Source organism: Pelagimonas sp. KU-00592-HH (assembly GCF_040369695.1).
In the GTDB taxonomy this organism is placed as follows: Bacteria; Pseudomonadota; Alphaproteobacteria; order Rhodobacterales; family Rhodobacteraceae; genus Shimia.
In genome coordinates, this window is sequence record NZ_BAABWM010000002.1 from 472,801 (window position 1) to 485,716 (window position 12,916).

The 12,916-nt window shown below is 62.5% G+C and carries 12 protein-coding genes; 5 read left to right on the top strand and 7 right to left on the bottom strand.

Annotated elements, in window-relative coordinates:
* Nucleotides 1-2: 2 nt before the first annotated feature.
* Nucleotides 3-1,382 (bottom strand): DUF3179 domain-containing (seleno)protein, encoded by a 1,380-nt coding sequence (locus ABWV42_RS09360; RefSeq protein WP_353339891.1) that lies wholly within the window; start codon nucleotides 1,380-1,382, stop codon nucleotides 3-5.
* 296 nt (nucleotides 1,383-1,678) lie between these two features.
* Here ABWV42_RS09360 and ABWV42_RS09365 point away from each other — a divergent pair, with 296 nt between their 5' ends.
* Complete coding sequence (locus tag ABWV42_RS09365; RefSeq protein WP_353339892.1) at nucleotides 1,679-2,731, top strand: calcium-binding protein; 1,053 nt, start codon at nucleotides 1,679-1,681, stop codon at nucleotides 2,729-2,731.
* A gap of 111 nt (nucleotides 2,732-2,842) precedes the next feature.
* On the opposite strand, the gene ABWV42_RS09370 is transcribed toward ABWV42_RS09365, so the two are convergent.
* Nucleotides 2,843-4,855, bottom strand: coding sequence for a M3 family metallopeptidase (locus ABWV42_RS09370; protein WP_353339893.1), 2,013 nt, complete (start codon nucleotides 4,853-4,855; stop codon nucleotides 2,843-2,845).
* 136 nt (nucleotides 4,856-4,991) lie between these two features.
* Between ABWV42_RS09370 and ABWV42_RS09375 the strand changes: the two genes are divergently transcribed.
* Complete coding sequence (locus ABWV42_RS09375) at nucleotides 4,992-6,203, top strand: trans-sulfuration enzyme family protein (RefSeq protein ID WP_353339894.1); 1,212 nt, start codon at nucleotides 4,992-4,994, stop codon at nucleotides 6,201-6,203.
* 74 nt (nucleotides 6,204-6,277) lie between these two features.
* Here the strand turns inward: ABWV42_RS09375 and ABWV42_RS09380 are convergent, their stop codons facing one another.
* The 5 genes from ABWV42_RS09380 to ABWV42_RS09400 all read right to left on the bottom strand — a co-directional run bounded on the left by ABWV42_RS09380 (nucleotide 6,278) and on the right by ABWV42_RS09400 (nucleotide 10,776).
* Nucleotides 6,278-7,330 (bottom strand): HesA/MoeB/ThiF family protein, encoded by a 1,053-nt coding sequence (locus ABWV42_RS09380; protein WP_353339895.1) that lies wholly within the window; start codon nucleotides 7,328-7,330, stop codon nucleotides 6,278-6,280.
* Nucleotides 7,330-7,791 (bottom strand): dUTP diphosphatase, encoded by a 462-nt coding sequence (gene dut / locus ABWV42_RS09385; RefSeq protein WP_353339896.1) that lies wholly within the window; start codon nucleotides 7,789-7,791, stop codon nucleotides 7,330-7,332. Before dut ends, ABWV42_RS09380 begins: the two co-directional genes overlap by 1 nt.
* A gap of 33 nt (nucleotides 7,792-7,824) precedes the next feature.
* A complete protein-coding gene (gene coaBC / locus ABWV42_RS09390; protein ID WP_353339897.1) occupies nucleotides 7,825-9,018 on the bottom strand; it encodes a bifunctional phosphopantothenoylcysteine decarboxylase/phosphopantothenate--cysteine ligase CoaBC in 1,194 nt (397 codons plus the stop codon).
* 64 nt (nucleotides 9,019-9,082) lie between these two features.
* Nucleotides 9,083-9,901 (bottom strand): ChaN family lipoprotein, encoded by an 819-nt coding sequence (locus ABWV42_RS09395; protein WP_353339898.1) that lies wholly within the window; start codon nucleotides 9,899-9,901, stop codon nucleotides 9,083-9,085.
* Nucleotides 9,898-10,776 carry an RNA polymerase factor sigma-32 gene (locus ABWV42_RS09400; protein WP_255103397.1) on the bottom strand — a complete coding sequence of 293 codons (879 nt, stop codon included), beginning with the start codon at nucleotides 10,774-10,776 and terminating at the stop codon, nucleotides 9,898-9,900. The genes ABWV42_RS09395 and ABWV42_RS09400 overlap by 4 nt, the downstream gene beginning before the upstream one ends.
* Before the next feature lie 79 nt (nucleotides 10,777-10,855).
* Between ABWV42_RS09400 and cobU the strand changes: the two genes are divergently transcribed.
* Genes cobU through ABWV42_RS09415 form a run of 3 tightly spaced genes read left to right on the top strand, consistent with a single transcriptional unit; the run spans nucleotide 10,856 to nucleotide 12,883 of the window.
* A complete protein-coding gene (cobU, locus tag ABWV42_RS09405) occupies nucleotides 10,856-11,377 on the top strand; it encodes a bifunctional adenosylcobinamide kinase/adenosylcobinamide-phosphate guanylyltransferase (protein WP_255103399.1) in 522 nt (173 codons plus the stop codon).
* A complete protein-coding gene (locus ABWV42_RS09410) occupies nucleotides 11,374-11,949 on the top strand; it encodes a histidine phosphatase family protein (RefSeq protein ID WP_255103400.1) in 576 nt (191 codons plus the stop codon). Before cobU ends, ABWV42_RS09410 begins: the two co-directional genes overlap by 4 nt.
* A 58-nt stretch (nucleotides 11,950-12,007) precedes the next feature.
* Nucleotides 12,008-12,883, top strand: a complete 876-nt coding sequence (locus ABWV42_RS09415; RefSeq protein WP_353339899.1) for a glutathione S-transferase N-terminal domain-containing protein — start codon at nucleotides 12,008-12,010, stop codon at nucleotides 12,881-12,883.
* The last annotated feature ends 33 nt before the right edge of the window (nucleotides 12,884-12,916 follow it).

A 12,916-nucleotide genomic window follows, 5' to 3' on the forward strand; every position in this document is an offset into this window, starting at 1 on the left:
GATCACTGCGGCCAAAGCGCGGTGCCCGGATGGAACTGCGACCAGGCAAACCAGAACGCCTGATGGCTACCAAGATCGCGCCCACCCGCATCCACGGCCCGCACCCCGCCAGCATCCATCCTGAGCCGCACGTTCTCCACGCCGATCTCCTCGCCACGCGTCAGCGCCGCAATGGCAGCGCTGCGCTGAAAGGCGACCGGCTGGCCCGAGGCCGTCACCACGCCAATCACATCCTCATGCACCGGCAAACGCGGGTCGACATCGCCCACCGGAAAAATCGGCCCGTTGGCATCCCGCCCGTTGCGGAAATCGAAATCCCGCCCCAGCGCCAGCGCCTCGACAAGAACGGTGGTTTCGGGATGCGCCGCTTTCCATGCGCCCCAGGTCGTCGTGACCACGGTCGCCTGCTCCAGTTGCACGCCCTTTTCGGCCAACGGCCCGGTGACCGCCTTGCCAAGGAAGGTGTCGAATACCGAATAGCTGTTCACGTCGTACATCACCTTGTTCGACCGGATCAAAAGCCCCGAGGTCCGCAACACCGGCCGCTCAATCCCCTCCGGCAACCGGTCCGTGAAATAGGCCTGCGCCGCACCGCACAGCGTGCAATAGGGCATCCCGATCGACCGCCCGCCAAGAGTATCATTCACCATCTCCCGCACTTCCATGATCTGACGCGGATAGGCTCGGTATTCGCCGTTCACCTCAACCCCGAACACCACATCACCATCGTCAAGCCAGCTGACCTCCGCCGCCGCGATCACCTCCGGATTATCCGCCGCGGGAATACAGTTGCAGGGCTCATCCGTCGTATCGAACGGGCGATCGTCAATCAAAACACCGCCCCAGGACACCAGCCGCCAGTCGATGTCACCTTCGACGAAAATCCGCTCCCAGCCGGGAACAATGGCGGTAAAGATCGTACGCTTGACGTCAAGGTATCCGGGCGGCGCCGGAATGTCCCAGGCAATCAGATAATCGGTGATCACACCCCACTCGTTCTGGCGCGGCGGATCAACCTCCAGCAGCTGCGCAGCCGCCACCCCCAGCGCCGAGGCCAGCTCCGGGCTCGAGACAAAGCGCAACAGATCCGCCACCATCCACGCAAGCCGCGCATCGCCCGAGACCGCGATCTCCGCAAGGGCCGCGTTCTGCGCCTCTCCCCATCCGCCACGGGTGACGCTTTCGACAAAGGCCACCTGCACCGCCGCCTCCAGCGCATCCGGCAATGGGCCATCCACAACGGCGGGCGGCGTGCCAAACTGCGCAATCGCATAATCCGTCACCCCGTCCGCCTCTTGTGCCTTAACCGGAGCGCCCAGGAAGAATGAGACAGCAGTCACGGCCAGCAGACAGCGGGAAAAACTGGAACCTACGATTTTCATGATCGGCCCTTTCGTAGACGGAAAACATCGCAACGCGCAAAATGGCTCGTCACTCTCCATTGATGCGGCATCCACCTGCTCGCGGGCAAATCACAACTCCTTCACCTTGCGCTGATCCACCCGTCGGAAGCGTGCTACGGACGCAGAATTCCAATGTTTCGCCGAACGGCTAAACACCGCTCCGAACGCCCTTCTTGCGCCACATTTCCAAGCGATTGTGCCACCGCACCGACACGGCGAATGATTCTGCCGGATTTTAGAAAGCCGATTAAAATCAAACTGATAATGGAGACATAATGACAAGAATTACCGGAAGCCGAAACGCGGATACGCTTTCAGGCACAGAACTGGCCGACATCCTAGGTGCCAGAGCCGGAGACGACCTGCTTTCCGGCGGTCTCGGAAACGACACCCTCTATGGGGGCGCAGGCGCGGATACACTCGACGGCGGAGACGGCAATGACCGCCTAAAATCCGGCGGTGGCGATGATTTTATCCTGCACAGTGCCGGGCGGGACATCCTGGTGACGGGCGACGGCGCGGACACGCTCGCCGTTGCAGGGCAAAAAGGCGTGACAATCTGGAAGGATTTCACCACCGGCGAAGATAAAATCGCCCTGGATATCCCACGAGAGGTCTTTGACACTCTGGTCCGCATCGAAACAGGTTTCGGCACCGCCACCAAGACCGTGGTCACCTTCGGCGAAAGCAAGATCATCCTGCGCGGCATTGATCCAACCTCGATCAACAGCGACGACTTCATCTTCAATACCCCCACATTCAACGAGATCAACGCCTGGGGCGGCAAAGTTGTCGGCACCGATGTCTTTGACGACAAGATTGTCGGCACCAGCGGCTTTGACGACCTCTTTGGCAAGGACGGTGACGATCTTCTGATTGGCAACGACGGCAACGACTGGCTGACTGGCGGCTTTGGCAATGACACCCTGCTTGGCGGAGACGGGGATGACCGCATCTTCGGCGCCATCGGAGACGATCTGGTGATCGGGGGCGACGGCGATGACCGCATCCAGCCCGGACCCGCCACCGACGGAGGACAGGACACGGTCTACGGCGGTGCCGGCGCCGACACCATCGACCTCTACACCTACCCCATCAACCCCTTCGACCCCGACGCCCCCCTTCGCACCAGCAACGTGCTTTGGAAAGACTTCGATGACGGTATCGACCTGATCGACATCTCTGGCCTGACGGCTGAAAATTTTGCCGACCGCGTCACCATCTCGCAAACCGGTGGCGGCGGCACCCAAATTTCACACGAAGGCATCGAAATCACACTGGAAGGCATCACCCCCCGCCAGATCACCATCGACGACTTTGATCTCTGATCCACCCCGCAAAGGCCACGCCCGACAACCGGGCATGGCGTCCTGCCTTCTTCTTGGTCCAAATACCCTGGGGTGAATGGCCCCGACAGGGGCCAGAGGGGCAACGCCCCTCTAGGCCGCCAGTCCGCGCCCCTTCAAAAGCGCCTCGACCCCCGGCAGACGTCCCCGGAAACGCCGGTACAATTCATCCGCCTCGACCGAACCACCCGTCGACAGGATATTGGCCTCCAGCGCGCGGGCCGTCTCGCCATCAAAGGCGCTGCCCGCCTCTTCAAAGGCCTCGAACGCATCCGCATCCATCACCTCCGACCACATATAGCTGTAATACCCCGAACTATAGCCGTCGCCCGAAAACACATGCGCGAAATGCGGCGTGGCGTGGCGCATGATGATCGCCTTCGGCAGGCCGATCCCCTCGAGAACCTCGGCCTGTTTCGCCATCGGATCTGCCGGGGCCGCCCCCTCGTGAAAGGCAAGGTCCACCAGCGCCGAGGCCACGTATTCCACCGTCTGGAACCCCATGTCGAAATTCGCCGCGCCCAGAACCTTCTGCAATATCGCTTCCGGCATCGCCTCGCCCGTGTCGGCATGGGTGGCAAACTCGGCCAGAACCTCCGGCACCTCCAGCCAATGCTCGTAAAGCTGTGACGGCAATTCCACAAAGTCGCGCGCCACCGAAGTGCCGGAAACGCTTTCATAGGTCACGTTCGACAGCATCTGGTGCAGCGCATGGCCAAACTCGTGGAACAGGGTGCGGGCATCGTCATAAGACAACAGCGCCGGATCGCCCTTGGCAAAGTTGCAGACGTTGATCACCACTGGCGCCTGCACCTCCGGGAACTTCGCCTGCCCCCGCATCGCCGAACACCACGCGCCAGACCGTTTCGATCCACGCGCAAAGTAATCCCCGATGAAGACCGCAACATGCGCGCCATTGCGGGTCACCTCCCAAGCCCGGCAGTCGGGGTGATAAAGCGGCACGTCCAGCGGCGTGAACTCCAACCCAAACAGGCGGTTGGCACAGGCAAACGAGGCCTCGATCATCCGTTCCAGTTGCAGGTAGGGCTTCAGCGCCGCCTCATCCAGATCATGCTCGGCCTTGCGCCGCTTCTCGGCATAGTAACGCCAGTCCCAGGCTTCCAGATCGCCATTCACGCCATCGGCATGCATCATCTCGGTCAACACCGCCGCATCCGCCTCGGCCTGCGCCTTGGCAGGCGCCCAGACCGCCATCAGCAGGTCACGCACCGCGCCGGGTGTCTTGGCCATCTCGGTTTCCAGCTTGTAATCGGCAAAGGACCCGTACCCCAAAAGCTTGGCCCGCTCTTCCCGCAGCGCCAGAATCTCCGCCGCAATGTCGCGGTTGTCGGTCTCGCCACCGTTGGCACCCCGCGCCGCCCATGCCGCAAAGGCCTTTTCGCGCAGGTCACGCCGGGGCGAAAACTGCAGGAACGGCGTGATGATCGACCGCGACAGGGTCACGACCGGCCCCGCAACACCCTTTTCCTCACCCGCAGCCCGCGCCGCATCCACCACGAAGCCCGGCAATCCCTCAAGATCGCCTTCCTCAAGCTCCATGAACCACTCGCGCTCATCCGCCAGAAGGTTCTGAGTAAACCCGGTGCCCAGCTCGGCCAACCGCCCCATGATCGCGGTCATCCGCTCGCCGTCTGCCCCGTCAAGCGCCGCGCCGGAACGCACGAACCCACGATGGCTCAGCATCAGAACCCGCGCCTGCTCGTCGCTGAGGTCCGCCGCGTCTCGATGCTCCCAAACATGGGCAATGCGTCGGAAAAGCGCCTTGTTCGATGAAATCGCCGAGAAATGCGCCGCCAGCTTGGGGGAAAATTCGCGCTGCAACGCCTCGCGCTCCGGATTGCTATCGGCACCGGCCACCGAAAAGAACACCGACAGAACCTTGTCCAGTGCCCCGCCCGCCGCTTCCATCGCCTCGATCGTATTGGCAAAGCTCGGGGTCTCGTCACTCTCTGCAATCGCCTTGATTTCCGCGCTATGGGCCTTCAACGCCTCTTCAAAGGCAGGCGCGAAATCCGCGTCGGAAATGCGGTCGAAAGGGGCAAGCTGAAACGGGGTGTCCCAATCGGACAAAAGCGGGTTGGTCATGCGGGTTTCTCCTTTGGAACACAACCTAAGCCGCCGAACGAAATCCGCAACGCCCGATCGCATCACATGTCGCTTTCTGGCTTGAACTGCGCCGCATCGCCCCGCACCCTGCCGGCACCGAACGAGGGAGAGTACCATGACCCACCGCAACGGCCCGCGCGGCCCGATGACCACCGCCATCCACGCAGGCGAAGCCCCCGACACGGCCACCGGCGCATCGGCCCCGGCCCTGCACATGTCCTCCACTTTCGTGACAGATCAGGTCGCGGGCTTTTCGGCACATGATCTCGAAGAAGACAACAGCGCCTATCTCTACGCCCGCTGGGGCAACCCGACCGTCGATATGCTCGAGAAAAAAATCGCCGCGATGGAAGGCGTCGATGCGTGCCTCTGTACCGCATCGGGCATGGCGGCGGCCTCTGCCATCTTCTTCACCTTCCTGTCGGCGGGGGATCACGCGGTCATGTCCGACGTCTCCTATGCAGGCGTGGCGGAACTGGCCCGCGATACCCTGCCGCGATGGGGGATCGAGGTCACGCTGGTCGATATGTCCGACCTCAACGCCGTGGCCGCCGCGATCCGCCCCAACACCAAACTCGTTCACACCGAGTCACCGGTGAACCCGATTGGCCGCCTGACCGATCTCGCCGCGGTCGCCCGCCTTGCCCATGACGCGGGCGCGCTGGTTTCCTGCGATGCCACCTTTGCCTCGCCGATTGGCCAGAAAACCGCGGCCCTTGGTGTCGATCTCATCATGCACTCGGTGACCAAATACATCGGTGGTCATGGCGATGCCGTTGGGGGTGCCGTGGCCGGACGGGCAGAGCTGATTGCCCAGATCCGCGCCGAAGCCGCCATTCACCACGGCGGGATCATGTCGCCCTTCAACGCATGGATGATCGCACGCGGCGCGGCGACCCTGCCGTTGCGGATGCGCGCCCACGCTGAAGGGGCGCAGGCCGTCGCCGAATGGCTCGAGGCGCAATCCTCCGTGACCCGCGTCATCTATCCCGGCCTGAAATCCCACCCCCAGCACGACCTTGCCCAGCTCCAGATGGACAACTACTCCGGCATGATCTCGTTCCAGGTGGGGGACGCCGCAACCGGCGAGGCGCTGGCCCAGCAGATGATCGAGAAACTGCAAACCATCCACTATGCCGTTTCGCTTGGCCACCATCGCAGCCTGATCTTCTGGATGGGCACCGATGCCCTGATGGACACCTCCTTCCGTCTGGAAGGGGCGCAACTGGAAAGCTACCGCGCCTATGCCGGCGATGGCGTGTTCCGGATGTCGGTCGGGCTCGAGGATGCGGAAGACCTGATCGCGGACCTGTCTCAGGTCCTGTAATCCCAACGTGTCGCCGGCCGTCCTACGGTCGGCGCGCGCACCTCCGCAATACCGACGCAATACCGACGTAATACCTACGCCGGTTTTTCGCCCTTTTCGCCCCCGCAAACGGGGCAGTCATCGCGGCGTTTCAGGGTGATCTTCCGGCTCTCGCCATAAAGCGCGTCATAGATCAGCATCTCGCCTTTCAACGCTTCGCCCGCACCGGTGATCACCTTAACGGCCTCAACAGCCATCATTGTGCCAATCACCCCCGGCAAGGGCCCGATCACCCCGGCTTCGGCACAGCTTGGTGCAAGGCCAGCCGCCGGAGCTTCGGGGAAAACGCACTGATAACAGGGGCTTCCGCTTTCGGGATGGAAGACGCTCAACTGCCCCTCCCACTGCGACAAAGCCCCCGAAATCAACGGAACCCCCGCCGCCACACAGGCCTCGTTCACCAGATACCGCGTGGTGAAATTGTCCGTCCCGTCCAGCACAAGATCGTACTCCGCCACCAACTGCGCCGCATCCTCTTGGCTCAGGCGTCGATTATAGGGCTTCACCACAACAAACGGGTTCTGCGCCTTCATCGCCATCTCGGCCGAAAACACCTTCCCCGTCCCAATCATGTCATCGCGATGGATCACCTGCCGCTGCAGGTTTGAATTGTCGACAACGTCATCGTCAACCACGCCGATGGTGCCAACACCAGCCGCTGCGAGGTACAATAGCGCGGGCGACCCAAGACCCCCCGCTCCCACGACCAACACCTTGGCATCTTTCATCTTTTTCTGACCAAGGCCGCCGACTTCCCGCAGCACGATATGACGCGCATAGCGGTTCAGCTCGGTCTCGGAAAACAGCGCGTCCGACACCTCTTCGTCAGGCGCCTGCGCCCTTGCGCGCAGCCAGTTCAGACCAGCCCGATAGGCCGCCACCAGGACAGCCGCACCGCCGATCATGGCCCAGAGCACCGGGCTTTCGCCGGTCGCAAGCCGCAACGGGTTGTCATCCGGCAACACCAGATGCGCGCCCAGAACAGCCGCCCAAAGCACGCCAATCATCGTCCACCGCGCCCGTACCGGCGCGCCCATCAGCATCCCGATGCCCCAGAGAACGGCGGCGATGATAAAAACCAAAAGCATCAGCTCACCCCGGTTGATCCGAACCCGCCAGACCCGCGCGCCGTCTCGCTCAGGTCCTCGGCCATCTCGAACTGTCCCTGCACCACGGGGGCCACCACCAACTGGGCAATCCGGCTGCCGTGGTCGATGTGAAAGGCCTCCTGCCCCGCGTTCATCACGATGATACCCAGCGGCCCGCGATAATCGCTGTCGATGGTGCCCGGCGTATTAGGCAGGGTGATCCCGTGTTTCAACGCCAGCCCGGACCGAGGCCGCACCTGGATCTCGTAACCCTCTGGAATTTCGACACGAAGTCCGGTCGGGATCAGGGCGCGCATCCCTGGCTCGAGGGTAACACCGGCCCGTTGATCCGCCGGAAAGTTCGCGCGCACATCCGCACCCGCGGCCCCGGCGGTTTCATAAGAGGGCAAGGCCACGTCCCGGTCTGCATCCTCAAGCCACGTCATTCGGATCTGCACCACGGCGCATCCCTTCCCGTCTGTTGTTCAAGGCCCCTAGTTCAGCGCAGCGGCAATCCGCTCGGCCAATTGATGCGCCACTTCATCTTTGCCCATACGCGGCCAATGCTCGGCGCCTGCATCCGAAATCAGGGTCACGGCATTTTCACTGCCCCCCATGATCCCCGTCTCCGGGCTCACGTCATTGGCAACGATCCAATCGCACCCCTTGCGCAGCCGCTTGGCCGTGGCATTGTCGATCACGTCATCGGTTTCGGCGGCAAAGCCCACCACCAGCCCCGGACGCCCGTCACCCATCTGGCTGATGGTGGCAAGGATGTCGGGGTTTTCCGAGAATTCCAGCGACGGCAGCTTGCCCGCCTGCTTCTTGATCTTGCTGTCCGACGCGCTGGCCACTTTCCAATCCGCCACCGCCGCCGCGAACACCGCTGCATCCACCGGCAGAACCGCCTGAACGGCCTCCAGCATCTCGGCCGCGGTTTCAACCTCGACAACATGCGCGCCTTCGGGACGGTCTGCATCCGCAGGGCCGGTCACAAAGACCACCTCTGCCCCCATCACCGTCAGCGCACGCGCAATCGCACTGCCCTGCGCCCCGCTCGAGCGGTTGGCGATATAGCGGACAGGATCAATCGGCTCATGCGTCGGCCCCGAGGTCACAAGGATGCGTCGCCCCGTCAGCGGCCCTTCCTTCAGCGCCGTCTCGATGGCTGCCACGATTTCAAGAGGTTCCGACATCCGCCCCGGCCCGTATTCACCGCACGCCATGTCGCCCTCGTTCGGCCCCACGAACATCACCCCGTCGCCCCGCAACGTCGAGACATTGCGCCGTGTTGCCGGGTGCTCCCACATGCGCACATTCATCGCAGGCGCCACAAGAACCGGCGTGTCCGTCGCCATCAACAGGGTCGAGGCAAGATCATTGGCCAACCCATTGGCCATCTTCCCAAGCAAATCCGCCGTTCCCGGCGCAACCACCACAAGGTCGGCGGAACGCGACAGCTGAATATGCCCCATCTCGGCCTCGTCGGTCAGATCGAACAGGTCACGAAACACCTTCTCGCCCGACAGGGCCGAGACCGACAGCGGCGTCACGAATTCGCTTGCGGCATTGGTCAGCACAGGCGTCACCCATGCCCCGCGTTCGCGCAGACGCCGGATCAGGTCCAGCGATTTATAGGCAGCGATCCCGCCCCCGATGATCAGTAGAATGCGTTTGTCTGTCAGCATCTTGCCGCCCGTTCAGATTGGTCGCCCCGAACTTATGCGCAGAGCAGGACTTAGACAAGCAGACCTACGATTTCCCGAAGGCCGCGCAAGGGTCTTCGCGTTCGGCTTCGGGGGTCTTCACCCAGAAATCAAACGGCACATCCCCGTCCGGAACCTGCTCGAACTGCGCGATACTGCGCTTGCTCAACACGTCCGTCACCAACGCAGGTGCGCCCCAATCGGTGCGCGCATGGCCATTTCCGGTGATCACGACGATCGGCTCGCGGCCATCCAGCCCAGCCTGTTCCACCATCTGGGCAAGCCGCGCATCACGCAGACGCTGGCCCATCACCATGGCGGGCAACATCTCTTCCGGCAGCGCATTGCAATGTGCGGCCAACTGCTTGGCTTCCCGCTCTGCCTGTTGCTCCGGCGGCAGCGCCTCCAAAAGCCCGAAATCCGCCGCGCCCTCACCGAACACAGCGGCCACATCACCGCCCGCGAACGCCGCGCGCACATCTTCGCGCGAGACCTGCGCCCCATAGATGCGCGCATCCCCCGCCGTCTGAAAGATCGGATAGTACATGTCGAAATCCGGCCACCCGCTCTGGTTCCACCCAAGCACGGCCTCAAGCGCTGCCTTATCGGTAAAAAGATCGGCATTCGCAGCCAAAGCCGCCTCAAGCGCGGCAATCTGATCCACCGTCAGCATTTCGAACACCAAGGCCCCCGGCTTTATCGCCGCCACCAATTCGGCCTGTGTCTCGTGATGCCACGGGTTGTCGTGCGTCTCTCCAAGGAACCACACATCAACAGGCGGCAGGGCGGCAATGTCTGCGACCTCGATCTGTTCGGCAATTGCGGGGCTGGCGCACAGGGCCAAAGCCAGAATCAATCTCTTCATGACACCAAGTCATGAACCCCCACACCACGCGCTTCAAGGGTACGGCGCATTTTCTGAAATGCCGCGGCCTCCAACTGGCGCACCCGTTCTTTCGACAGGCCGATCTCCTCGCCAAGGCTGGCAAGGGTGCGCGGTGCCTCCGCAAGGCTGCGTTCGGACAGGATATAGCGTTCGCGGAAGCTCAGGTCTTTCATCGCCTCCACAATCTCCTTGCGCAGGAAGGATTGCGACCGGCGCTTCTCGACCACCTCGGCCCCTTCGGCATTTTCATCCTCAAGAAGATCCTGCCACTCGCGGCCTTCCTCTTCCTGGCTCTGACGCGCATTCAGCGACATGTCAGACCCCGACATCCGCCCCATCATCATCTGCGCATCACTCAGCGAAACACCGATCTCGGAGGCGATCTTTTCCGCCACCTGATAGCTGTCCATCTCTTCGCCATGTGCCATCGCTTCGCGTTCGATCTGCGCCTTTACCCGGTTCAGATTGAAGAACAGCGACTTTTGCGAGGTTGTCGAGCCCGTCCGCACAATTGACCAGTTCCGCATGACGTGATCCTGCAGGCCCGCCTTGATCCACCAGACCGCATAGGTCGAAAAGCGCACGCCGCGATCCGGATCAAACCGATCCGCCGCCTTCATCAGGCCCAGCATCGCTTCTTGTATCAGGTCACTTTGGCTCACGCCGGCACGCTTGAACTTGCCGGCCATCGAAACCGCCAGACGCATATAGGCCCGGATCAACCGGTGCAGTGCCTGGTGATCTCGCTCATCCCGCCACGCCCGAGCAAGGGCCTGTTCGGTCTCCACATCCAACATCTCTGCCTTCATAGCCTGCCGGATCATGGTCGTCGCTTCCGAAGTCTGGATCGTCATCGCGGTGTCCTTCCTGCTTGCGCTTGTCATGGGAATTACGCACCCTGCGCCGGATTGGATCACTCGCGGATGAAAAAACATGTTGCCGAAACTCACGTTTGTTCTAGGAGGCGCCTCTTCGGGCAAATCCGCCTTCGCGGAATCCCTCGTGGTGAACACCGGTGCGCCGCGTGTCTACATCGCAACTTCGCAGGTGTTCGATGACGAGATGCAGGCCAAGATCGACGCCCACCTCGACATGCGCGGCCCCGACTGGACAACCCTCGAAGAGCCCCTGAACGCCCCCGCCGCGCTGGCACAGGTTCAACCCGATCAGGTGGCGCTGTTCGACTGTGCCACCATGTGGCTTAGCAATCACATCTTCGCCGAAAGCGATCTTGCCAGGGAAACCGACGCCCTGATCGACGCATTCCATGCCTGCAAGGGCCGCGTCGTGATCGTGTCGAACGAAGTCGGCATGGGCGTCGTCCCCGACAATGCACTGGCCCGCCGCTTCCGCGACTTGCAGGGCAAACTTAACCAACGCCTTGCCGCCGCCTCTGACCTGTCGGTCTTTGTCGTCGCGGGCCTGCCGATGGTCCTGAAAGGACAACTCCCATGAGCCGCCTGTTCCTCGTGCGCCACGGACCGACCCATGCCAAGACCATGGTCGGCTGGTCCGACCTGCCTGCCGATCTCTCGGATACCGCTGCCCTCGCGCGCCTCTCGGACCACCTGCCGCAGGACGCACTGGTGATCAGTTCCGATCTGATCCGCGCGGTTCACACCGCCGACGCAATCCAGGGCGACCGCCAGCGCCTGTCCCATGACGCCGGCCTGCGCGAAATCCACTTTGGCGACTGGGAGCTGAAAACCTTCATGGAAGCCAGCAAACCCGATCCCGAACACACCCGCGCCTTCTGGGAGACCCCCGGCGACATCGCTGCGCCAGGTGGCGAAAGCTGGAATCAGGTCTGCGCCCGCGTCGATGCCTCCATCGACCGTCTCTTGACCGCCCACGCGGGCCGTGATCTTGTGGTGGTGGCCCATTTCGGAGCGATCCTGACTCAAGTCGCCCGCGCCGAAGGCCTTTCCGGTTACGAGGCCTTTGGCCACAAGATCGACAACCTGTCCCTCACCACGATCCAGACACGGCCCAAATGGGGCGCACAGTCGATTAATCAAAATCTGTGATGAATTGCGTCAAATTCTTTCATTTTCGTGATGGAAGATACCGCGCTATTCTCCCCTCATGACCTATGATTTGATTCTCGGCGATTACGCCTATTCGTCCTGGTCGCTGCGCGGCTGGCTCTTGTTTGAAAACTTCGACATCCCCGTGAAGACGCGGATGGTTGATTTCTCCAGTGATGCCTCGATGGCAGAGATGCTGGCGGACTACGCACCGGCGCGCACCGTTCCCACCATGATCACACCCGAAGGTGCTGTCGTCTCGGACTCACTCGCCATCGGCGAGGAACTGGCCTCCCGCCACCCTGATGCCGGTCTCTGGCCGTCCGATCCCTATGCCCGCGCCACTGCCCGCGCCTTGGCCAACGAAATGCACTCGAGCTACGGCGCCCTGCGCTCTGATTGCCCGATGAACCTGCGCACGGCCTATGTCGATGCCGCGCCTTCGGATGACGTGATGGCCGACGTGGCCCGGATCGAACAGATCTGGACCCATGCCCGCAAAACCTGCGGTGGCGATGGCCCATGGCTCTGCGGCAGCTACTCGATCGCCGACGTGATGTTCGCGCCCGTCGCGGCCCGCATTGCATGCTACAACCTGCCCGTCGGCGACGTCGCCAGGGCCTATGTCGCGGCCCACCTCTCCGATCCCGCCTTCCGCCGCTGGCGCGCCATGGGGCTGGTGCGGGGCGAAACCCTGCCCTGGTACGCCAAACCCTATGTCACACGCGACTGGCCCGGCCCCGCGCCTCTTGCCGCGAAACCTGTTGAAGGACAAGACTCCGAAAACAGCGCATGCCCCTACTCGGGCAAACCCGTCACCCATGTCCTTGAACTCGACGGTCGGCGCTGGGGCTTCTGCAACGCCTTCTGCCGCGACAAGACCGCTGCCGACCCCGAGGCTTGGCCTGCCTTCATGGCGATGATCAAAGGCTGAAACACCCCCGCGCCGCCGTTTACCAATCGCTAA

What these genes read in the sequence shown, in the direction of transcription:
- ABWV42_RS09360 (WP_353339891.1), bottom strand. Translation starts at nt 1,382, where the DNA reads ATGAAAATCGTAGGTTCCAGTTTTTCCCGCTGTCTGCTGGCCGTGACT.
- ABWV42_RS09365 (WP_353339892.1), top strand. Translation starts at nt 1,679, where the DNA reads ATGACAAGAATTACCGGAAGCCGAAACGCGGATACGCTTTCAGGCACA.
- ABWV42_RS09370 (WP_353339893.1), bottom strand. Translation starts at nt 4,855, where the DNA reads ATGACCAACCCGCTTTTGTCCGATTGGGACACCCCGTTTCAGCTTGCC.
- ABWV42_RS09375 (WP_353339894.1), top strand. Translation starts at nt 4,992, where the DNA reads ATGACCCACCGCAACGGCCCGCGCGGCCCGATGACCACCGCCATCCAC.
- ABWV42_RS09380 (WP_353339895.1), bottom strand. Translation starts at nt 7,330, where the DNA reads ATGCTTTTGGTTTTTATCATCGCCGCCGTTCTCTGGGGCATCGGGATG.
- coaBC (WP_353339897.1), bottom strand. Translation starts at nt 9,018, where the DNA reads ATGCTGACAGACAAACGCATTCTACTGATCATCGGGGGCGGGATCGCT.
- ABWV42_RS09395 (WP_353339898.1), bottom strand. Translation starts at nt 9,901, where the DNA reads ATGAAGAGATTGATTCTGGCTTTGGCCCTGTGCGCCAGCCCCGCAATT.
- ABWV42_RS09400 (WP_255103397.1), bottom strand. Translation starts at nt 10,776, where the DNA reads ATGACGATCCAGACTTCGGAAGCGACGACCATGATCCGGCAGGCTATG.
- cobU (WP_255103399.1), top strand. Translation starts at nt 10,856, where the DNA reads ATGTTGCCGAAACTCACGTTTGTTCTAGGAGGCGCCTCTTCGGGCAAA.
- ABWV42_RS09410 (WP_255103400.1), top strand. Translation starts at nt 11,374, where the DNA reads ATGAGCCGCCTGTTCCTCGTGCGCCACGGACCGACCCATGCCAAGACC.
- ABWV42_RS09415 (WP_353339899.1), top strand. Translation starts at nt 12,008, where the DNA reads ATGACCTATGATTTGATTCTCGGCGATTACGCCTATTCGTCCTGGTCG.